At 40.5% G+C, this 22,688-nt stretch carries 18 protein-coding genes and 1 tRNA gene; 7 read left to right on the forward strand and 12 right to left on the reverse strand.

Going from position 1 to position 22,688, the window contains the following annotated elements:
• Positions 1-151 precede the first annotated feature (151 nt).
• Positions 152-1,822, forward strand: a complete 1,671-nt coding sequence (gene ettA, locus ACPEEM_RS05195; RefSeq protein WP_424408012.1) for an energy-dependent translational throttle protein EttA — start codon at positions 152-154, stop codon at positions 1,820-1,822.
• A 111-nt stretch (positions 1,823-1,933) separates the two neighbouring features.
• On the opposite strand, the gene metF is transcribed toward ettA, so the two are convergent.
• Positions 1,934-2,827 (reverse strand): methylenetetrahydrofolate reductase, encoded by an 894-nt coding sequence (gene metF / locus ACPEEM_RS05200; RefSeq protein WP_424408014.1) that lies wholly within the window; start codon positions 2,825-2,827, stop codon positions 1,934-1,936.
• Between the two features lie 219 nt (positions 2,828-3,046).
• Between metF and ACPEEM_RS05205 the strand changes: the two genes are divergently transcribed.
• The 5 genes from ACPEEM_RS05205 to ACPEEM_RS05225 all read left to right on the forward strand — a co-directional run bounded on the left by ACPEEM_RS05205 (position 3,047) and on the right by ACPEEM_RS05225 (position 11,924).
• Positions 3,047-5,155, forward strand: coding sequence for a hypothetical protein (locus tag ACPEEM_RS05205; RefSeq protein WP_424402850.1), 2,109 nt, complete (start codon positions 3,047-3,049; stop codon positions 5,153-5,155).
• 195 nt (positions 5,156-5,350) lie between these two features.
• The gene (gene yegQ, locus ACPEEM_RS05210) at positions 5,351-6,721 is read left to right on the forward strand and encodes a tRNA 5-hydroxyuridine modification protein YegQ (protein WP_424402849.1); all 1,371 of its coding nucleotides are present in this window, start codon (positions 5,351-5,353) and stop codon (positions 6,719-6,721) included.
• Positions 6,722-6,970: 249 nt separating this feature from the next.
• The gene (gene sfsA, locus ACPEEM_RS05215) at positions 6,971-7,705 is read left to right on the forward strand and encodes a DNA/RNA nuclease SfsA (protein WP_424402848.1); all 735 of its coding nucleotides are present in this window, start codon (positions 6,971-6,973) and stop codon (positions 7,703-7,705) included.
• 346 nt (positions 7,706-8,051) lie between these two features.
• The gene (gene tyrS / locus ACPEEM_RS05220; protein WP_424408016.1) at positions 8,052-9,239 is read left to right on the forward strand and encodes a tyrosine--tRNA ligase; all 1,188 of its coding nucleotides are present in this window, start codon (positions 8,052-8,054) and stop codon (positions 9,237-9,239) included.
• 210 nt (positions 9,240-9,449) lie between these two features.
• Positions 9,450-11,924, forward strand: coding sequence for an autotransporter outer membrane beta-barrel domain-containing protein (locus tag ACPEEM_RS05225; RefSeq protein WP_424408018.1), 2,475 nt, complete (start codon positions 9,450-9,452; stop codon positions 11,922-11,924).
• A gap of 76 nt (positions 11,925-12,000) precedes the next feature.
• On the opposite strand, the gene truB is transcribed toward ACPEEM_RS05225, so the two are convergent.
• The 11 genes from truB to ACPEEM_RS05280 all read right to left on the reverse strand — a co-directional run bounded on the left by truB (position 12,001) and on the right by ACPEEM_RS05280 (position 21,943).
• Entirely contained in the window at positions 12,001-12,927 is a 927-nt protein-coding gene (truB, locus tag ACPEEM_RS05230) for a tRNA pseudouridine(55) synthase TruB (RefSeq protein WP_424408020.1), read from the reverse strand.
• Positions 12,927-13,328 carry a 30S ribosome-binding factor RbfA gene (gene rbfA / locus ACPEEM_RS05235; RefSeq protein ID WP_424402844.1) on the reverse strand — a complete coding sequence of 134 codons (402 nt, stop codon included), beginning with the start codon at positions 13,326-13,328 and terminating at the stop codon, positions 12,927-12,929. Before rbfA ends, truB begins: the two co-directional genes overlap by 1 nt.
• Before the next feature lie 272 nt (positions 13,329-13,600).
• Positions 13,601-16,099: a translation initiation factor IF-2 gene (infB, locus tag ACPEEM_RS05240; protein WP_424402843.1), complete on the reverse strand. Its 2,499-nt coding sequence runs from the start codon at positions 16,097-16,099 to the stop codon at positions 13,601-13,603.
• A 17-nt stretch (positions 16,100-16,116) separates the two neighbouring features.
• Positions 16,117-17,601, reverse strand: coding sequence for a transcription termination factor NusA (gene nusA, locus ACPEEM_RS05245; protein ID WP_424402842.1), 1,485 nt, complete (start codon positions 17,599-17,601; stop codon positions 16,117-16,119).
• Between the two features lie 15 nt (positions 17,602-17,616).
• Entirely contained in the window at positions 17,617-18,072 is a 456-nt protein-coding gene (gene rimP, locus ACPEEM_RS05250; protein WP_424402841.1) for a ribosome maturation factor RimP, read from the reverse strand.
• Positions 18,073-18,276: 204 nt separating this feature from the next.
• A tRNA-Met gene (locus tag ACPEEM_RS05255) sits at positions 18,277-18,353 on the reverse strand.
• A 106-nt stretch (positions 18,354-18,459) separates the two neighbouring features.
• Positions 18,460-18,594, reverse strand: coding sequence for a hypothetical protein (locus tag ACPEEM_RS05260; protein WP_424402840.1), 135 nt, complete (start codon positions 18,592-18,594; stop codon positions 18,460-18,462).
• Entirely contained in the window at positions 18,591-19,328 is a 738-nt protein-coding gene (locus tag ACPEEM_RS05265; protein ID WP_424405664.1) for a protein kinase family protein, read from the reverse strand. The genes ACPEEM_RS05260 and ACPEEM_RS05265 overlap by 4 nt, the downstream gene beginning before the upstream one ends.
• A gap of 73 nt (positions 19,329-19,401) precedes the next feature.
• On the reverse strand, positions 19,402-20,097 hold the full coding sequence (locus ACPEEM_RS05270; RefSeq protein WP_424405662.1) for a hypothetical protein: 696 nt from the start codon (positions 20,095-20,097) through the stop codon (positions 19,402-19,404).
• 111 nt (positions 20,098-20,208) lie between these two features.
• On the reverse strand, positions 20,209-21,132 hold the full coding sequence (nagK, locus tag ACPEEM_RS05275; protein WP_424405660.1) for an N-acetylglucosamine kinase: 924 nt from the start codon (positions 21,130-21,132) through the stop codon (positions 20,209-20,211).
• A 43-nt stretch (positions 21,133-21,175) separates the two neighbouring features.
• A complete protein-coding gene (locus ACPEEM_RS05280; protein ID WP_424402836.1) occupies positions 21,176-21,943 on the reverse strand; it encodes a phosphatase PAP2 family protein in 768 nt (255 codons plus the stop codon).
• A 68-nt stretch (positions 21,944-22,011) separates the two neighbouring features.
• On the opposite strand from ACPEEM_RS05280, the gene ribA reads away from it, so the two are divergent.
• Positions 22,012-22,665 (forward strand): GTP cyclohydrolase II, encoded by a 654-nt coding sequence (gene ribA / locus ACPEEM_RS05285; RefSeq protein ID WP_424402835.1) that lies wholly within the window; start codon positions 22,012-22,014, stop codon positions 22,663-22,665.
• The last annotated feature ends 23 nt before the right edge of the window (positions 22,666-22,688 follow it).

Raw genomic sequence — 22,688 nt, forward strand, 5'->3', positions numbered from 1 at the left:
ATCTATTTCAAACGGTTATTTGTTTTAACATTCTTCCATTTTCATTCTGGTGGCGGTTTCAGCACAGGGTTTTTTATTGCTAAATTAGCTAATCCAGTAAATTTCAAGTAAAATAAATCCAATTTTCACTATCATCGATTGAGAGAAACTTATGTCATCACAATTTGTTTATACTATGCATCGTGTCGGTAAAATCGTGCCACCGAAACGACATATTTTAAAAGATATTTCTTTAAGCTTTTTCCCAGGGGCAAAAATCGGGGTTTTGGGGTTAAATGGTGCGGGTAAATCTACATTACTTCGTATTATGGCTGGCATTGATAAAGAAATCGAAGGGGAAGCTCGCCCACAACCTGGCATCAAAATCGGTTATTTGCCACAAGAACCTAAACTCGATCCACAACAAACCGTGCGTGAAGCCATTGAAGAAGCGGTAAGTGAAGTAAAGCACGCCCTCACTCGGTTAGATGAAGTGTATGCCTTATACGCCGATGAAAATGCCGATTTTGACAAATTAGCCGCAGAACAAGCAGAACTTGAAGCCATTATCCAAGCTCACGACGGACACAATTTAGACAACCAATTAGAGCGTGCTGCCGATGCATTACGTTTGCCAGAATGGGATGCCAAAATTGAGCATTTATCAGGGGGTGAACGTCGCCGTGTGGCACTTTGCCGTTTATTGCTCGAAAAACCAGATATGCTATTGTTAGACGAACCAACCAACCACTTAGATGCGGAATCGGTGGCATGGTTAGAACGCTTCTTACACGACTACGAAGGCACAGTGGTCGCCATTACCCACGACCGTTACTTCTTAGATAACGTAGCAGGTTGGATCTTAGAGCTTGACCGTGGTGAAGGGATTCCTTGGGAAGGTAACTACTCTTCTTGGCTAGAACAAAAAGAAAAGCGTTTAGCCCAAGAACAAGCGGCAGAATCTGCTCGTCAAAAATCCATTGAGAAAGAGTTGGAGTGGGTACGTCAAAATCCAAAAGGTCGCCAAGCAAAAAGCAAAGCCCGTATGGCTCGCTTTGAAGAACTTAACAGTGGTGAATATCAAAAACGTAACGAAACCAACGAACTCTTTATTCCACCGGGTCCACGTTTAGGTGACAAAGTCATTGAAGTTCAAGGTTTAACAAAATCTTATGGTGATCGCACCTTAATTGATAATCTTTCCTTTAGCATTCCGAAAGGGGCGATTGTCGGCATTATCGGACCAAACGGGGCAGGTAAATCCACCCTGTTCCGTATGCTTTCAGGTCAAGAAAAACCAGATGCGGGGACAGTAACCTTAGGTGATACTGTTGTATTAGCCTCGGTCGATCAATTCCGTGATGCCATGGACGACAAAAAAACCGTATGGGAAGAAGTGTCTCATGGACAAGATATTTTACGTATTGGCAATTTCGAAATTCCAAGCCGTGCTTATGTGGGTCGCTTTAACTTTAAAGGGGTGGATCAACAAAAACGTGTAGGCGAATTATCAGGTGGTGAACGTGGTCGTTTACACCTTGCTAAATTGTTACAAGCTGGCGGTAACGTGTTGTTATTAGACGAACCGACTAACGACCTTGATGTTGAAACCTTACGTGCACTGGAAAATGCGATTTTAGAATTCCCAGGCTGTGCCATGGTCATTTCCCATGACCGTTGGTTCTTAGACCGTATCGCCACACACATTCTTGATTACGGTGATGAAGGTAACGTCACGTTCTACAAAGGTAACTTCTCTGATTATGAAGAGTGGAAAAAGAAAACCTTTGGTGCAGATGCCACTCAGCCACATCGTATGAAATACAAACGTATTGCAAAATAACGCTAAATACGATGTAAAGTGAGGTATTCACGGCTTATAAAAAGCCCTATCTGTCGGAGCATATTGAACAGATAGGGCTTTTTTATAGGGTTAATTTTTCAAGGTTATCAATTATTCTGCTGGCACATCAGGACGCACACCTAACGTGTGGCAAATCGCATAGGTTAATTCGCTACGGTTTAAGGTATAAAAATGGAAATCCTTCACCCCTTCACGAGAAAGCACTCTCACCATATCCATCGCAATACTCGCAGCCACTAAATTACGTGTGGTTTGATCATTATCTAGACCTTCATAATTTTTCGCCAACCATGCTGGAATTTTCACATTGGTGATAGCCGCCATTTTGACTAGTTGTTTAAAGTTGGTGACTGGCAAAATACCTGGCACAATTTCTGCATCGATCCCAATGGAAGCACAGCGATCACGGAAACGGAGGTAATTATCAATATCAAAAAAGAATTGGGTAATCACATGGTTAGCCCCAGCATCAATTTTACGTTTTAAATTGATTAAATCCGCCTGTGCAGATTTCGCTTCAGGGTGGACTTCTGGATAAGCCGCCACAGAAATATCAAAATCCGCCACTGAACGTAAAAGAGTGACCAAATCAGAGGCATAAAAAGGTTTTTTCGCATAGCCTTTTGGTTCATCGCCTCGTAAAGCAACAATGCGACGAATACCGCTGTTCCAATAATCTTTTGCAATCTCAACTAATTCTTCTGGAGTGGCATCAATACCTGTTAAATGGGGTGCAGCTTCTAAGCCTGTTAATTGTTTAATATTTTTCACCACGGAGTGAGTACGATCACGTTCCCCAGAGTTTGCCCCATAGGTCACCGAAACAAATTTAGGTTTTAAGACTTTTAAGCGGTTAATAGAATCCCACAAAATGGTTTCCATTTTTTCATTTTTAGGTGGGAAAAATTCAAAGGACACATTGATCTTGCCGTTTAAATCTGCAATGTGTTGGTTTAGCGTATCAATCTCTTTTGCGTAACTCATCTTCTTTACCTCATGTACTTTTAGATGTCTATACTGCCAAAGTAAAGAAAAGTCGCATATGTGTCAATTTCAAAAAATTCATTGGTCAAATGAATTGAATTCATAATTAAGAGATTTGTGCTACTGTGCTTAATTCGCTATACTTTGCAAAAAATTTTAGCTTTATTATCAATAAATAAGCGAAAAATGACATGAAAACAAAGAAATTGTGGGGAAACCATGAGTAAGAAAACAAAAATCACTTTACTGTTAACAAGCATTGTACTTGGTTTAGGCATTTGTGCACAATTTTACACCAACCACAAAATTGATCAGGGGTTACAAAATTTTCCTTACCATCTAAAAGATCGACTTACTTTAGATGTGGTTGAAAAAAAACGTCATTTTTTTAAACGAGAATTAATGTTTATTTTAAAAGATGAAGAACACCAAACTGATATTATTACCACACAATTAACCGCTTTACCTTTTGCCATTACCGCAGAATCCAAACTTCCTCCCGCTTTAGTGCAGCAACTTAATAAAAAACTCAATATCACCATTGATAAAAATACGATCAATAGTCAATTTTCTGTGGTGGGAGATTATTTGCAATCCCAAATTCTGACCGAGTTTCGAGATTTAACCAATAAAGCCCAGCAGCTTGAAATTAACATTAACTATGCCTCCAAAACAAAATCTATGGAGGTGCAAAGTGAGCTATCTGGTTTTAATTATGATGCCAAAACAAAATTTGAAGGATTAAAAGGGCAATATGTATTAACCCCAATTGGTGAGCATCAATATGACATCACTTCCCTTGATTTAGATTTAAAACACGCAGATATTTTCTTATTAAACGGCGAAAATACCCATATTAAATTAGAAAATGCCCATTATGAGTTTGATAAAACCTTATCGGCTCAACATTATGACACCGCCTTAACCTTCAACAGTGAAAAAGTCATCCTTTCTAATAAATATAAAAAATCCCCTCAAGAAAATATTCTGATGACTCAGTTAGATTTTGCCCTACAACAAAGTGCGGTGCCTAATCACATCAGTTTTTACCAAGAAGCTGAAAAATTTATTGATAACACCCCGTCATTGTCTGAGGCGTTTATTACCTTAATTGACTTACTACGCCATAACGATGGTATAAAAAGCCAAATTGCCCTCAAAGAACTCATTATTCCCGAACAAGCAAAACCTTTTATTCAAGCAAAAGATCTCCGCTTCAGCGTTGATGCTGATCTACAAAATAAACACGACAGTAATATCACGCTTGAATGGCATTTAGGGGACGCCAAACTCGTTCTCAATCCTAATGAGGCTCCCCAAAATGTGCTACAACTAAATAGGCTTGACTCAAAACACAGTCTCACTCAAATAGACATAGAAAAACGTTTAGCCTTTGTGCCGTTTTATGCCAATTTATGGCGTCATAAAGAAAAACACGCAACGAAAGAAGAGATGCTTGCCTTCAAACAAGCCTTAACACATTTAGCGGAAAATTTTAAAGAAAAAACACAGGATCAATTCACCCTTAGCAGTTTGCGTTATGGTAATCGCTTCACCCTTAAGGATCTCAATGTTGACTATCAAGAAACCCCTGTGGAAAGCAATCAATATCAAATGGCGTTGAATGCCTCGCTCAGTCATTTCAGCGATGCCGAGCAACATGTGGAATTGAAACAGGTTAAACTCAACTTGCCACTTAACATTCAGCATAATCAAGATGCCTTTTTGGCTTATTCATGCGGGTTAAACAGCCTTTACCAATCCCTTTGTGAACAATATTTATCCGCTGAAACACAAAAAGCCTTCACCACATCTGCATTGAAACAACTTGCTTTCAACCTCAACGCAGGCAACCTCAATTTACAATTGGATACCTTGCCCAATACGCAAACCAATACCCTCAATGTTGATCTCAATTTTGACCTAGATACCCGCAACATGGGAGATGATCCATCGTTACCCGAATTTTTCCAGCATTTGAACCTTGATACTCAAACCCGTATCAGCAAAAGCGTATTCCACCCAAATGAGCAAGCCATCAATGTCCGTAAAAACCATGAATTTTGGCATCTCTTTAATGATGACCTGAATAAAGAGATTCTGCGTTATTTCAAAGAAGAAGGGGATCAATATCTTAATCACTCGCAAATCAAAGCAGGGCAAACTTGGGTGAATGGACAAACACTGCAAGCATTGCATGAGCAGTTACAGCAAGCCAATGAAACACCAATGAGCGAGGACGGGGCAGCCGAAACTGAAGCACCAACAACCTTAGAGCAAACAACAACGCCACAAGAACAAACGCCTACGGAGAACACCACAAAATAACGGGTGGGAAATAACAGAAAAGTGCGGTGGATTTTAATCACGTTTTATTAAACGGAGAAACCCCACCGCCCTTTAATTAATCCCTCATTCTTCGTGTTTCTACTTTACAAAGTTCAAAATCCCCCTACAATATCCCCCTTTGAATTGCTCACCTGATGTGAGTAACTGACTTGTAATCAGACTAACGGAAAATTTATGACTACTTTTACTCCCGAGCTCCTTTCCCCTGCTGGCTCATTAAAAAATATGCGTTATGCCTTTGCTTATGGGGCTGATGCTGTTTATGCAGGTCAACCTCGTTACAGCTTACGTGTCCGCAACAATGAATTTAATCACGCTAATTTAAAAATTGGGATCGATGAGGCTCACGCCTTAGGCAAAAAATTCTATGTTGTGGTGAATATTGCACCGCACAACTCAAAATTAAAAACCTTTATTCGTGATTTAGAACCCGTCATTGCCATGGGGCCAGATGCCTTAATTATGTCGGATCCTGGCTTAATTATGTTAGTGCGTGAACATTTCCCGCACGTTGCGATTCACCTTTCGGTGCAAGCCAATGCGGTGAACTGGGCATCGGTGAAATTTTGGAAACAAATGGGCTTAACCCGTGTGATTTTATCCCGTGAATTATCCCTTGATGAAATTGCAGAAATTCGCCAACAAGTCCCAGACATGGAACTTGAAGTCTTCGTACATGGGGCATTATGCATGGCGTATTCTGGACGTTGTTTACTCTCTGGCTATATTAATAAACGGGATCCAAACCAAGGCACTTGCACCAACGCCTGCCGTTGGGAATACAGCGTTACCGAAGCCAAAGAAGATGACATCGGCAATATTGTCAATGTGGGAGAAGAAATTCCCGTGAAAAATGTGGCTCCAACATTAGGGGAAGGCGATACCACCAGCAAAGTGTTCTTACTTGCAGAAAGCCAACGCCCTGAAGAACAAATGTCGGCATTTGAAGATGAGCACGGCACTTACATCATGAATTCCAAAGATCTGCGTGCGGTACAACATGTAGAAAAACTCACCGCACTGGGCGTCCATTCCTTAAAAATTGAAGGGCGAACCAAATCTTTCTATTATTGTGCGAGAACGGCACAAGTTTACCGCAAAGCCATTGATGATGCGGTAGCAGGCAAACCCTTTGATGAACGTTTAATGGATACGCTAGAATCCCTCGCTCACCGGGGTTATACCGAAGGATTCTTGCGTCGTCATACCCACGATGAATACCAAAACTACGATTACGGCTACTCCATTTCTGAACGCCAACAATTTGTCGGTGAGTTTACGGGTAAACGTAATGCACAGGGCATGGCTGAAGTGGCTGTTAAAAATAAATTTTTGCTCGGTGATGAGGTAGAAATGATGACCCCAAAAGGTAACATTATGTTCAAAATTGAACGGATGTTGAATCGCAAAAATGAAGACGTTGCGGCAGGCTTAGGCGATGGTCATTTTGTCTTCTTAGATGTGCCTGAAGATGTACAATTAGATTATGCACTATTAATGCGTAATTTAGTGGATGCCAATACACGCCAGCCTCATCAAAAATAATCCACACGAAATGCCTTAGAAAAGTGCGGTCCTTTTTAAAAATGTTTTAGAAATAGACCGCACTTTTTGCACAAGCAAGAGCCCTGCTCGCCCTCCCGTCTTCTGTTTATTTAGCAATAACGCCCTCTTGTTTATCTCTGTTTTAACTGATCCACCACGATTTTGAGCCTTGCCTTTTCTCAAGTGTCTTGACAATCATAACGCTTCTGTTATGGTTCAACATTTTAGACGATGTAGCAAGGACCTTCTATGCAACTGCCTAATCTTCAATCTGCGACACTGATTCGTCGTTACAAACGTTTTTTAGCCGATGTACAACTGGAAAACGGCGAAGTCTTAACCATTCATTGTGCCAATACGGGAGCCATGACAGGCTGTGGTGAAGCAGGAGATACCGTTTGGTATTCACACTCCGACAGCCAAACCCGCAAATACCCGCACTCGTGGGAACTTACCCAACTGAAAAATGGCAATATGGTTTGCATTAACACACACCGCTCGAATCAACTCACATTGGAAGCATTGCAACAACAGCGTATTAAACCACTTGCAATGTATGATCAGATCCTACCCGAAGTGAAATATGGCGAAGAAAACAGCCGAATTGATTTTTTATTAAAAGCCGAAGGCTTGCCTGATTGCTATGTGGAAGTCAAATCGGTGACGTTCGTTAAAAATACCATCGGTATGTTTCCTGATGCCGTCACCACTCGCGGACAAAAACATTTACGTGAACTGATGGCAATGAAAAAATTAGGACATCGTGCCGTCGTCTTTTTTGCAGGCTTACATAACGGTTTTGATTGTTTCAAAATAGCGGAATATATTGATCCCGAATACGATAAACTCTTGCGTGAAGCCATTCGAGAAGGGGTGGAAGTGTATGCTTATGCAGGCGAATTTCAATTTTCTAATCAGATTCCTACCGCACTTTCGTTAACAGAAAGCGTGCCTTATCTCGGGGATTCTGCCAGAAAAATTTAATTGATAATAATTTTCATAAAAAGTATTGACTTTGTTTTTGAGAACGATTATCATTTAAACCATTCAAACAACAATAGATAATCACTCCAACATTTGAACGCCTCCTCCCCCACATAGAGGCGTTTTTTTTTATGCAAAATTTTTGTTTTTTTCATCACTGCAAACAGCCTTTGTTGAACAAGTCCTAAATTTCGCTGATTTTTCTCTCAACCCCACCCAATTAAACGGATCAACATTTCTGATTTTTTCATGTACTTAATCCCAAATAAAGCCAGTCGCAGACTTTTCATTTAGTGAATAATCACTATAATGTAGTGTTTTAGCCAAAATGAAACAGGAAATTAGAATGACGGAGATAAATACAGTTCTTGCCGAACTTAAACGTGGTGTAGATGAAGTGCTTTCAGAAGCCGATTTAATCGAAAAATTAAAAGAAAACCGCCCTTTACGTGTCAAACTCGGTGCTGATCCTACCGCACCTGATATTCATTTAGGTCATACGGTGGTATTAAATAAATTACGTCAATTCCAACAATTTGGGCATGAAGTGATTTTCTTAATCGGTGATTTCACAGGAATGGTGGGCGATCCATCAGGTAAAAACTCTACTCGTCCTCCATTAAGTCGTGAAGATGTATTACGCAATGCTGAAACCTACAAACAACAAATTTATAAAATTTTAGACCCACAAAAAACCCGCATTGTCTTTAACTCAAGCTGGTTAGGTGAATTAGGCACAGAAGGCATGATTCGTTTAACCTCTAATTACACCGTGGCACGTATGTTAGAACGTGATGATTTCAAAAAACGTTTTAGCCAAAACCAACCTATTGCGATTCATGAGTTTATTTATCCATTACTACAAGGTTATGATTCTGTTGCTTTAGAAGCCGATATTGAACTTGGCGGTACTGACCAAAAATTCAATTTATTAGTCGGGCGTGAATTGCAAAAATCTTCTGGGCAAAAACCACAAGTGGCTATCACCTTGCCTTTATTAGTGGGCTTAGACGGTGAGAAAAAAATGTCTAAATCACTCGGCAACTATATTGGTGTCACTGAAGCACCAAATGAAATGTTTGGTAAAGTGATGTCGATTTCCGATGAACTCATGTGGGATTGGTATAACTTGCTTTCTTTCCGTCCGTTAAGCGAAATTGCCCAATTAAAACAAGAAGTTGAAAACGGTCGTAACCCACGTGATGTCAAAGTATTATTAGCAAAAGAAATTATTGCTCGTTTCCACAGTGAAGCCGATGCTGATGCCGCAGAACAAGAATTTATCAACCGTTTCCAAAAAGGTGCTATACCAGATGATATGCCAGAATTCACCTTTGAAGGGGAAATAGGTTTAGCAAATTTATTAAAAGAAGCTGGTTTAGTGGCATCAACCTCCGAAGCAAACCGTATGGTTCAGCAAGGCGGTGTAAAAATTGACGGTGAAAAAGTAGAAGATGCTAAATTAGTCATTTCACCAAGCACGGCTGTTTATCAAGTCGGTAAACGTAAATTTGCACGAGTGACCGTGAAATAATTTTTTTCTGAATACACGCCTTATAAACGAGATGATCATTGTGATGTTCATCTCGTTTTTTTATTGACCTTTCTTTTCATTCCTTTCATAAAAAATAAAAGTTGACTATTATTTGATCTAAATCTGTATTAAAATTAAACAATATTACAAAAAAATACATTTCTTGAATAAGAAAATAATAAAAATTATTTATGTAAAAAGGAGTCTTATATGAAAATAATAAGAAAAACATTTAAAAAAACGGCTATAAATACAATCATTAGTGCAATATTATTGAATATTCCACAATTTTCTCTTGCGTCTTCTATTGATGAAAAAATTGATGCTGCGATTAAAAATATTAAACAGCTAGAAAGTAAAACGGTTTATAACAAGATCGAAGTCAAAAATAAACCAGGGAGCTTTGGTCTTGACGAAGATGATAAAGGTTTCGTGACATTTAATGTGTACTATAATGCAGATAGAAGCTACGCGGTTTATTCCAACCACAAGCCTCACACAGTAAGAGTACTCAACAAAGTGCATTTGGAAAGTTGGGCTGAAGTCCTCACTAGTCGCCATAATCATCATATTAAGCACCTGTATTTCGTAGAAAATGAAGGAAAAATATTAGGTACAGCAAATAATGCGAATGCAATGACAATTTATGCCCCGAATGTCTATTTCCATAATAAAAAAACGGGCGATATTGTCGGCAAAAGTAAAATGCCATTAGTGATAAGCCATGTTGACACGCCCCCTGAGAATAGTTTAACGGTCATGGATAATGAGGGGTCAATATCTCACTTGGCATCGGGTTTAGCCGCCTATATTGCTGGACGAGATGTCTTTATGATCAACCGAGAAAGTGGAAAAATCAAATCGCCAATTATGCTCAATGCGTTGAAAACGACTTATTTTAAAAATATCGGTCAAATTGAAGGCACGTTTACCACTCGAATTTCCGCACCTGAAGTCCAAATTGAAAATACTGGTCTCATTAGTGGTGGCTTAGGTATTAATGCCAATAAAGGAGATTTTTTCAATACGGGGACAATTAAAAAGGATATTGAGTTAAACGAGTCCTTTGAAAAGGATCGCGGGCTATTCACGTTACACTTACAAAATGGTACGGTTGAAGGCAATATTTATTTAGCTAATCGTCAAGCAAGGAATAAAGTGGTGATTAATGCCAAAAGCAATATTGCAGGGAATATCTATGCAAATGGCAACGATGATATTTTAAAACTCCTTGAACACGGTAGCATTTCTGATCCCAATAAATTTAAAGACTTTGAACATTTAGCACTAGAAGGCGATTGGAAATTAAACAATACAGAATTACAATTCTCTCAATCCGTGATCATGGAAAAAGGCACCTTACACTTAAATGGCGGTCAACTCACTTCACAAAAGATCTTAAATATGCCTGAAGGAAATATCCTCGTGAATACTGACTATGTTTTTCAAGGTCAGTTAACCAATCAGGGGAAATTGATTTTTACACCAAATAATCAGCATTATCACGCCCTTAATATTTCCGATAACTATCTTGGAAATGGCAACATTGTAATGCGTGTTAATGTAGGGAATGCCGCATTAGAACATGACAAATTAATCATTAAACAACAAGCCTCTGGCTCAACGGGGGTAGAAATTACGAATCCGACATCCACCCTTGGGCAGCCTATGAAAGGTAAGGCGAAGCTTATCGAAACACAAGGTTCATCCGCAGATGCTTTTTACTTAGTGAAAGATAAATTTGGTGGGTATAAATATCGTTTATCACCCAAAAATGAAAATAATCAAGTCAATTGGTATTTATACCAATTAGCACGTAGTGAATTGGGTAACTTAGCATTATCCGTTTCTGCGGCTCAAAAACACTTTGTATTTTCATATTATGATCGTTTAGGTGCCACAAAAGCTCAGGATTCTGATCGCCTTTGGACACGTCTGTCCTATAACCGTCATAAAAATAGTCTAGAGAATACAGATATCAAAACCACAAGTCATGCCTATGTGCTACAAATCGGGTTTGATTTTGGCAATGTCGTGCTAAATGATAAACAATGGAAATATGGCTTATACCTGAATATGGCGAGAGATAAATCACGTGCTCAAGTACAAGATGATGGAACGAAAGGAAATCTCAAAGGCTATGGTGTAGGATTATATGCCTCTTTAGAACATAAAAACGGCTATTTAGATAGCTGGTTAAGCTATAACCATTTTAAAAATCGAGTGACATTACCAGAGGAAAGTATGCACTATTCAATGAATGCTTTCCAAGCCTCTCTTGAAGCGGGTTATCGCTATCATCTACCACACGAATGGATGTTGCAACCACAGTTCCAAGTGATTTATAGTCATGTCTCCCAGCCTAAACTTTCTGAGTTCACACTCACTGGCAGAACTCACCTCACAACACGACTAGGGATACGTTTATCCGCCGCAGAAACCTCTTTTGTGGGCAGTCCCTATATGGAACTCAATTGGCTACATAATAATAAACGGACTGGCGTATCCATAGAAAATGATGCTTTTTATATTGCGGGTGAGCGAGATGTAAAAGAAGTGAAACTTGGACTGGATAAAATAAAACTGACACACAATGCCTCGTTTTGGGGACATGTTGTTCACCGTTTTAGTCAAAATGGCTATCGTGATAATGGCGTGAAATTGGGCGTAAGCTATAACTTTTAATGGCTAAAAATGGTTTGCTATTTTTTAGCATAACATGGGTAGCCCAAAGGCTACCCTTTTTCATCACCAACAAGTATTAATTCGGATGTTGAGTTATCAAACGCTGTGGATGAATCACATTGCGTTCATCGACGATCCCAACGCCCAAGAATTGTTGTTTATCCGAAAATAAACGCACCTGCCCTGCAATCTGCATTAAATTTTCAAACTTCACACGCTGACCAAACCCAATGGCTTTACTTTGTTGCTCATCTAAATTTAATGCTGGAAGCTTTGCTACCGCACTGTCTGTCGGGAGTAAATGCTGATCTAATAAAGCGAGATCTTGCTGTTCCGCTAAAATTTGTAAGCGTGCCCAGTCGATCATCGCCTCCACAGGATAATCTGCTACTGCCGTACGGCGTAATACGGTTACATGTGCACCACAGCCTAAATACTCACCTAGATCATCGATCAGTGTACGAATATAAGTCCCTTTTGAGCAATGCACCTCAAGGGTTAAATAAGGGGCTTCATAGGCAATAAAGCTCAATTCAAAAATAGTAATGGGGCGAGCTTCACGCTCAACCGTAATACCAGCACGCGCATATTCATACAACGGTTTACCTTGATGTTTCAAGGCAGAAAACATGGTTGGCACTTGCATTAAATCACCACGAAAATTGGGCAATGCGGCAAGAATATCTTGCTCTGTCACATTCACTGCACGGGTTTCAACGACTTGCCCTTCTGCATCGGAGGTATCCGTACGCTCACCCAATTTTGCTGTCACTTGATAACGTTTATCCGCATCCAATAAGAACTGTGAAAATTTAGTGGCTTCGCCTAAACAAATAGGCAACATACCTGTTGCCAATGGATCTAATGCACCAGTATGCCCTGCTTTATTGGCTTGAAATAAGCGTTTCACCTTTTGCATGATGTCATTTGAGCTCATGCCTTGCGGTTTATCCAACAAAAAAATACCGTCAATATCACGTCCACGTTTACGAGGTTTTGCCATTATTTTTCCTCTGAGGCGTTATCTTCATCAACATGGCGGGCTTTATCTTGGCGAACGACATTGGTGACCAAATTCGACATACGCATACCTTCAATTAAAGAGCGGTCATAAATAAAACGAATTTCAGGCACAATGCGTAAACGCATAGCTTTCCCTAATAAACTGCGAATATAAGGCGAGGCTTTTTCAAGACCTTTCATGCCTGCTTCAATGGCACTTTCATCGTGATCAAATAAGAAAGTCACAAACACTTTAGCATAGGCAAGATCGCTTGAGACTTCGACATCCGATACCGTTACCATGCCGATACGTGGATCTTTCACTTCACGTTGTAAAATAATTGCAATTTCTTTTTGTAGCTCTTGTGCGACTCGATCAGCACGACTAAATTCTCTAGCCATTTGCATTCCTTATAATGTTCTAAATAAAGAGACATATTTTGGCATAATTACCGTATTTTTAACACCGATAACTGAACGATCAACGCAATTTTATTGAAATATTCTCTTTGATATTTTGTTGCTCACCCACGTGATTGAACATCATCAAACATGAGGAGGGAGGTTGCGTGAAAGTGCGGTCGTTTTTAAACATATTTTATAAGCCCTTTCGGGGTTTTATACATAAAAAAACGGAGAATATTTATTCTCCGTTTTTCATGCTCAATCAATGTTTAGATGGTACGCTTGATTTCAACTACTTCAAAGACCTCAATTTGGTCACCGACTTTCACGTCGTTGTAGTTCTTCACGCCAATACCACATTCCATACCATTACGCACTTCGGCAACGTCATCTTTAAAGCGGCGTAATGACTCAAGTTCGCCTTCAAAAATGACCACGTTATCGCGTAATACACGGATTGGGTTGTTACGTTTCACAATACCTTCTGTCACCATACAACCTGCAATGGCACCAAATTTCGGATGGCGGAAGACATCACGCACTTCAGCAAGACCGATAATTTCTTGTTTGAATTCAGGTTGTAACATACCGCTCATCGCCGCTTTGATTTCGTTTAATAGCTCATAAATGATGGAGTAATAACGTAAATCAATATTTTCTGATTCGATAATGCGACGTGCAGAGGCATCAGCACGCACGTTAAAGCCAAGGACAATCGCATTTGATGCGGCAGCCAAGGTGGCATCTGTTTCTGTGATTCCCCCAACACCTGAACCAACAACTTTCACTTTCACTTCTGCCGTAGAAAGCTCATTTAAGGCTTGGCAAATGGCTTCCACAGAACCTTGTACGTCTGCTTTCACGATCACATTTAATTCAGCCACATCGCCTTCAGCCATATTGGTAAACATATTTTCCAATTTCGCTTTTTGTTGGCGAGCTAATTTCACTTCACGGAATTTTCCTTGACGGTATAACGCCACTTCACGGGCTTTTTTCTCGTCACGAACAACCGTTGCTTCATCACCTGCAGCTGGTACGCCTGAAAGCCCCAATACCTCAACAGGAATGGATGGACCTGCACTTGCTACATCTTTACCGTTTTCGTTACGCATTGCACGAACACGACCGTATTCAAAACCACAAAGAACGATATCACCACGGTGTAAGGTACCAGATTGCACAAGGATCGTTGCCACAGGTCCACGACCTTTATCAAGGTAAGATTCAATCACCACACCCGTTGCCATGCCATCTTTCACCGCCGTTAATTCAAGCACTTCAGATTGCAATAAGATCGCTTCTAATAACTCATCAACCCCTGTCCCTTTCTTCGCAGAGACATACACAAATTGTGTATCACCACCGAATTTCTCGGCAACCACTTCATGTTGCAATAATTCGGTTTCAACACGCTCTGGATTGGCTTCTGGTTTATCAATTTTGTTAACTGCAACCACAATCGGCACACCTGCCGCTTTAGCATGTTGAATAGCCTCAATGGTTTGTGGCATCACGCCATCATCTGCCGCCACCACAAGCACCACGATATCCGTTGCTTTCGCACCACGTGCACGCATAGAAGTAAAGGCGGCGTGTCCTGGTGTATCTAAGAAGGTGATCATTTTGCCATCATCGGTTTCAACATGATATGCACCAATGTGCTGGGTAATCCCACCCGCTTCACCTGATGCCACTTTGGCTTTACGAATGTAGTCAAGTAATGAGGTCTTACCATGGTCAACGTGTCCCATGATCGTCACCACGGGTGCACGTGTCACTAATTCGGCATCCACATCACGATCGCTCATCACGGATTCTTCAAGCTCATTCTCTTTACGAATGATCACTTTGTGACCCATTTCTTCTGCAACAAGCTGTGCTGTTTCTTGATCAATCACTTGGTTAATGGTTGCCATTGCCCCCATCTTCATCATCGTTTTGATCACTTCTGTTGCCTTCACCGCCATTTTATTCGCCAGCTCCGCCACCGTAATGGTTTCACCGATGACTACATCACGGTTTACCGCTTGAGCAGGTTTGGTAAAGGCTTGCTGTAACGCACTGCCTTTCTTAGCGTGTTTACCTTTACCACCTTTTCCATCTTTTTGATTGCGACGATTAGATTCACGTTCAGTTTTTGAGCTTTCCTCTTCACGTCCCCCTTTTTTCGCTTTAGCCACTTTATTTTTGCCATTGCGATTACGGTTTTCTTTGCGGCGAGCTTCTTCGTCTTCAGCTTCACGGGCATAAGTTGAGGTTAGATGATAATCTGCATAGTCTTCATGACTTTCAACATCCGTCTCTTCTTCGCTAAGCTCTGCATAACGTTTTGCTTCTTCTGCTGCTTTACGCGCTTGCTCTTCAGCTTTTTGACGAGCAAGTTCATCTGCTTTACGACGTAATTCTGCTTCTTCTGCACGACGTTTTTCTTTTTCCGCATCAACAGGTTTAGCTGCTTGTGCTTTTTTCGCTGCTTCAAGTTCTGCCTGTTTTGCTTTTTCGGCGGCTAAGCGGGCTTTTTCTTCCGCTTCTTTTCGTGCTTTTTCTTCAGCCGCTAATTTTTCTGCTTCTTGTATGGCTTTCAATTTTGCTTCTTCCGCTGCACGCTGTGCAACATCTGTTGGTACGGTACGTTTTTTACGAACTTCTACTTGCACTTCTTTTGCTTTTCCCCCCGCCGTCGTACTTACGGTGGTTTTGGTTCTACGCTGTAAGCTCAGTTTTTTTGGGGCAGCCCCATCAGCTTTTTTTACATCTTCTGTCATCTATTTCACTCCTCCAATTACTCACTGAACCAACAGATATTACGTGCAGCCATAATAAAGTCTGCGGCTTGTTCTGCTGTTAGCTCTTCAATATCAGCTAAATCATCAACACCTTGTTCTGCAAGTTCTTCAAGAGTCGTAATTTTTTTCTCTGCGAGTTTTAATGCAATATGACGATTCATCCCCTCTAAGGCGAGTAAACGATCTTCAATATGCGCTTGTTTTAATGCCGCTTCTTCCGCTAATGCAGCGGCTGTAATGGCATCTTTAGCACGAGCTTGCAATTCTTCAACCAGATCTTCATCTTCTAAACCGTCAATTGCCGTTAACTCGCTCACTGACACATAAGCTAATTCTTCTAAGGTTGAGAACCCTTCTTCAATTAAAATATGTGCAAATTCCTCATCAATCCCTAAAGTATTCATGAATAATTTCAATACTTTATTGTCTTCAGCTTGATGTTTTTGATTTAATTCTTCCGTGGTCATGACATTTAATGTCCAACCTGTTAATTGCGTAGCAAGACGGACATTTTGTCCATTACGTCCAATTGCTTGAGCAAGATTGGCTGATTCCACCGCAATATCCATAGAATGTGAATCTTCATCCACAACGATCGAACTCACATCGGCAGGTGCCATCGCATTAATCACAAACTGAGCAGGGTTATCATCCCAAAGGACGATATCTACACGCTCACCGCCTAATTCATTAGTAATCGCTTGTACTCGTGCACCACGCATCCCCACACACGCCCCAACGGGATCAATGCGTTTGTCATTGCTTTTCACCGCAATTTTGGCACGAGAGCCAGGATCACGAGCCGCATTTTTAATTTCAATAAGCTCTTCACCAATTTCTGGCACTTCAATGCGGAAAAGTTCGATCAGCATTTCTGGCTTCGCACGAGTCACAAATAACTGAGCCCCTTTACTTTCTGGGCTGACTTTATAAAGCACACCACGTACACGGTCACCCGGACGGAAATTTTCACGTGGAAGCATATCTTCACGCAACATCACGGCTTCAGCTTGTTGCCCTAAATCTAACACGATATTATCACGGTTAACCTTTTTCACGGTTCCCGTTACAATTTCGCCTTGTTGTGAACGGAATTGCTCAACGATTTTGTTACGTTCCGCTTCACGGATTTTGGTGCTGATCACTTGACGTGCCGTTTGCATGGTAATGCGATCGAATGCAACAGATTCAATTTGATCTTCCACATAATCACCTACTTGCAAGCTTGGATCTTCAAACTGTGCGGCTTCTAAGGTAATTTCTTTGGTTGGGTTATTCACCTCTTCTACCACGATCCAACGGCGGAAGGTATCAAATTCACCAGTTTTGGTATTGATCACAACACGCACATCAATTTCTTGCTCATATTTCTTTTTGGTTGAAAGGGCAAGGGCACTTTCTAACGCTTCAAAAATCTTTTCGCGTGGTAATAATTTTTCATTTGACACGGCTTCAGCAGCCAATAAAATTTCTTTACTCATTGCTCTGTTTGCTCCTTAGAATTTAGGAATAATATTGGCCTTTTGAATATTGCCAAACACTAAAACTTGTTCTTGTCCATCTACAATTAGCGTCAACATATCATTTTCAATCTTCGCTAATTTTCCTTGCCATTTACGACGATCTAATACTGGAATCCGTAAATGAACTGAAATGTCTTGACCAATATAACGTTGATATTGTGCTAAAGTAAATAAAGCACGATCTAAGCCCGGCGAAGACACTTCAAGATTATATTTATCTGCGATCGGATCTTCTACATCTAAAATTGCACTGACTTGACGACTCACATCGGCACAATCTTCCACCGTCACGCCGCCCTCTTTATCAATATATAAGCGTACCGTTAAATATTTTCCTGCACGTTGGCATTCAATACCCCAAAGTTCGCAACCTAAATCGGCTACGGCGTCTTGTAGTAGTGCTTGTAATTTTTGTTCTAACGTTGCCAAAATTGCCTCCTCTCTATACTAGTATTGGTAAAACGCCCCCAATGCCCGATGGCGATTGACTACGTTTTGAACCACTCACAGACAAATGCCGAATTTTAGACGTAAAAAAAGGACTCGCGATCCAGTCCTTACATCAAAAAACTCCTCGTTTAGATACGAAAAAACCCCATCACTTGGGGTTTCTTTACTAAACTATCTGTAAAGTGGTTGCGGGGGCCGGATTTGAACCGACGGCCTTCGGGTTATGAGCCCGACGAGCTACCAAGCTGCTCCACCCCGCGTCCGAAATATGAAACGCATTATAAGGATTTTAGACAAAATAGCAAGGTTTAATTACCAAAAATCGGTTTTTTTCAAAACTTTGCTAAAATTTACCGCACTTTTTGATTAAAAACGAATACCCGTGCCTACGCCAAGTCCTATCCCAACACCCTGACTTCCGCCTCCTGCACTGACACTGCCCCCTACCGAACAACCTGCTATCATCAGGCTGATGATTATGATCATCAATGGCTTTTTCATTCTACTTTCCTCTTCAATTGGTCAGACATATTTTCAAATAAACGATAAATTGCAATCAAATCCGTTTTTGCAATAGGTTTAAATGGTAACAAAAGATAATAAATAAAGCGATATTTTCGTAACTGTACAATGACCTGCTGCCAAATGCTCGGGGCAGATTGTTGTGCCAACTCTGCTATCACACGTTTGACTTCTTGATCTGAAATCACTTTCGAACGGCATAGACTATGCATAAAAATCATGACATCTTGTACTTGCTTAGTCGGCTGATTTTCCATGTGGTTTTCCAAGTCAATAAAACGAATTTGCTCACCATTCCATGCCATATCTCGGATAGCTGGTCTGCCGTGAGCCAGACCTTGATGATGTAACGCCACTAACGCTTTCACCCCTTCGGACAAAATCTGTTGTTTTTGCTGTACAGAAATGCTCGGATTTTCCATCCAATCGGCAAGGGTGGGGCCTGCATCTTCCAAGACGAAAAAATCAGGGCGTGAAATCAGTAATTTAGGCACGGGGGCGGCAAGTTGTGCAAAACTTTTCAAGGTTTTCATTTCGTTTTGAAATGCTTGTTCGGGATAAGGCTTCAACAGTCGCCAGCCAAGACTCAATACTTCAGGCTGTTTAATCCAAAAATATTGTCCATGATATTCAAAATGATGAATTCTTTTTCCTTTGTTTTGATGGACGATGTGTTGTACATAATCTTCGAAAGAAAGCCTACTTGATTCCATGCGAGGTTAATCCCATTAAAAGTGAAAAGTGCGGTGAATTTCACCGCACTTTTTGTTTATTGATGTGTGACGATTATTTTTTCATTAAACTTAATTTCGTCACTTTATTGGCTGCGATTTGGCAATCCATTTTATAAAATTGGGTGCCATTTAAGCGAACCGTTGCATTTAAGCTATTTGCTGTTAAGACGGCATTCTCTGGGCTACGGAAAACACGTTGGGTTTGAGCCACTTGTTGAATTTTTGCAATGCATAGATAATTCAGTTTGGCATCGTTGCCTGTTTTCATGTTTGCTGCCGTATTATCGGCTTTATTGTAACTGAACATTTTGTAAAGTTTACTGGCTTTTGCAGATATTTTCGTGGCGTTGTCGGTATTGACCGATTGGGGATTGCCTTGTGCATTAAAGGCATTTGCCACTTTACCATCCGCACCAAATTGATACACACCTGATTGATCAAGTGCTGCCACTAACTTCCCTGCTTTATAGAAGAACTGGCTTGAGCCTTCCGCCTCTTGTGCTTTAATCAATTCTGGCTGTGAGCTTAAATAAGCCACATATTGATTCTGATTATAGCGATACTCAAAGGTTTTTAAGCCCATTGCTTTCTGTTCTAACGCCGCCAAATCCATGCCTAATGCTTTCGGTGCTTTGGCAACAGAAGGGGCAGTTACGCCACGACCTGAAGTCATATCAGATAAACTGCCACAGGCAGATAAGACCATAACAGAAGAAAATAAAATCGCTTTAGTGAAATATTGACGCATAAAGTTTCCTTAAAATAGAGAGAAAGGTGGTTTTATTCTACCTAATATTCCTTGTTTTTTGAATAAAATTTCAACTTTTGTCCTTGCCTTAAACACAGAACATGCCACTTATCATTCAACAGATTTAGAGAGAAATAACGCCGCAGCCCCTCGCACGCCACCTGAATCACCGTATTTTGCTTTTTTAATCAAAGGCACATTGGCACTACGCATTAAGTGGTTAGGTAAGACGTTGGGTAAAGCTTCATATAAATAATCAAAGTTAGATAATCCACCACCTAGCACAATCACATGAGGATCTAACACCGTGATAATATTACCGATAGAAATCGCACAAAGCTTGATGAAAAGTTCAACAAAATTAACCGCACTTTGCTCACCCGCATAAAATCGCTGAATGATGTCTTTCGCATTTAATGCTTCACCTTGTAAATCCCGATACAGCATTTCAAAGCCACGGCCAGAAAGATAGGTATCTAAACAGGCTTGATTGCCGCAACCGCAAGGATAAATGGGTGCCTTATCCCAACCTAACAATCGCAATGCATGATAGTTCAATTGAATATGCCCTAACTCCCCTGCCATGCCCGTTTGCCCTGAATAAACTTGACCATTAAAGATCAATCCGCCACCAAATCCTGTGCCTAAAATAAGCCCTAATACCATAGGATATGGTGCATTTTCTTCCGCCCATGCTTCAGATAAGGCAAAGCAGTTAGCATCATTTTCAGCTCGGACTTCACGTCCTAAACGTTCAGTAAGATCTTGAATAATAGGTTTATTGTCTGCGGCAGGAATATTTGCGATTTCTGCCATGCCCGTTTTTTGATTCACAAAGCCTGGAATACCTAATCCTACTGAACCTCGACAATGAAACATGTCATCGGCTTTATGCACTAAGTGCACGATGGCATTCAGCCATTCCTCGTAAGAGGTTTTTGGGGTATCGACTCGTTCACTGTATAATTTTTCTAAGTTTTCATTAAAGACGGCAAGCTCAATTTTGGTGCCGCCAATATCAAATCCATACAACATACTCCACCTCGTCCAAAACGTTATTGAATTTCACCGCACTTTTTTACTGCTCTTTTTCCGCACACTTTGCAGGACAAGCTTTGCGAAAAATCGCTTTTTTCTGCAAGAAACTGAAAATGGCGATATGAATGACAAATGCCAATAAAATGCTCATTAATAAATCAATAGGATAATGCATGCCAAAACGTAAACGGCTCACTAACATTAACACTGCCCAAACTGCAATTCCTGCCACCAACACTTTCTTACGTGTTGAACCTTGTCCTGTCAATTGCGTAAAACCCACCGCCAGAAACAGCCAGGTTGCCGCAAAAATGGTATGACCAGAAGGGAAAGAATAGCCTACTTCTTTTTCATAATGCCCTTTCAGCCAACTTGGTACATCCGCTTGCACTTGATAAAAACGCTGGACAAATTGGGAACGTTGCTTTCTATCTTGCTGATAAAAGGCTTCTGCACTCATTTCCGCTTTTTCCACCATATAAGTAATATAAGGACGAGGCTCAGCAAAGATATTTTTTAGCCCACTTTTAATGCCTTGTGTCAAAATCACCGAAAAAGCCATAATACACACCGCAAGCATCCACTGTTTTTTTTCATTAAATAAGGGATAAAAGCATAAAGCCAACACGCCACAAGTAATGACACCGTAAGGCACGCTACCACTTTCCGTTAAAAAATACAGAGCGTGATCATAACTGCTCATCACATCATTTGCCTTCCATTGCCAACCCAAAATCCATGTAAAAAAAGGGACAACACAAAGTAATAAGGTATATAATGACAATCTTTTTAACATATTTCTAACCATAGAATTGAGAACCGTTGAGGGAGAATATTCTATCAGAGAACACTCAAAAGCATAAGGATTGATTGATTATGGCAAAAATTCAACGTGTGGCAGAAGCTAACCTACCAACAGAATTTGGTATCTTTCGTATTGTTGGCTTTGAATTTCCAGATACCAAAAAAGAGCACGTTGCCCTCGTATTAGGCGATGTCAGCAAGAGTGATGAACCCGTGCTCGCACGTATTCATTCAGAATGTTTAACGGGAGATGCATTATATAGCCTAAAATGCGATTGCGGTTTCCAATTAGCGGCGGCATTACGCCAGATCAGTCAAGAAGGTCGTGGTGTCCTGATCTATCACCGTGAAGAAGGACGTGGCATTGGCTTAATTAATAAAATTCGTGCATATTCTTTACAAGATCAAGGCATGGATACGATTGAAGCAAACCTCGCATTAGGTTTTGCCGCAGATGAACGTAATTTTGAAGTCTGTGCGGAGATTTTTGACTTATTAGGGGTTAAAAAAGTACGCTTATTAACCAATAACCCGAACAAGATCGACACCATGAAAAAAGCGGGAATCAATATTGTAGAACGTGTTGCACTCAATGTTGGCGAAAACCGTTATAACACGGAATATCTCGACACCAAGGCGAAAAAAATGGGGCATTTTATTGTACATAATGAGCAAAAACATTTGCTTGATTGCCCACACTGTTGCGAAGAAATTCCTAAAAAATAACACATTGCCCACCTGTTACGGTG

It is taken from the genome of Pasteurella pantherarum (assembly GCF_049670885.1).
Lineage (GTDB): Bacteria > Pseudomonadota > Gammaproteobacteria > Enterobacterales > Pasteurellaceae > Pasteurella.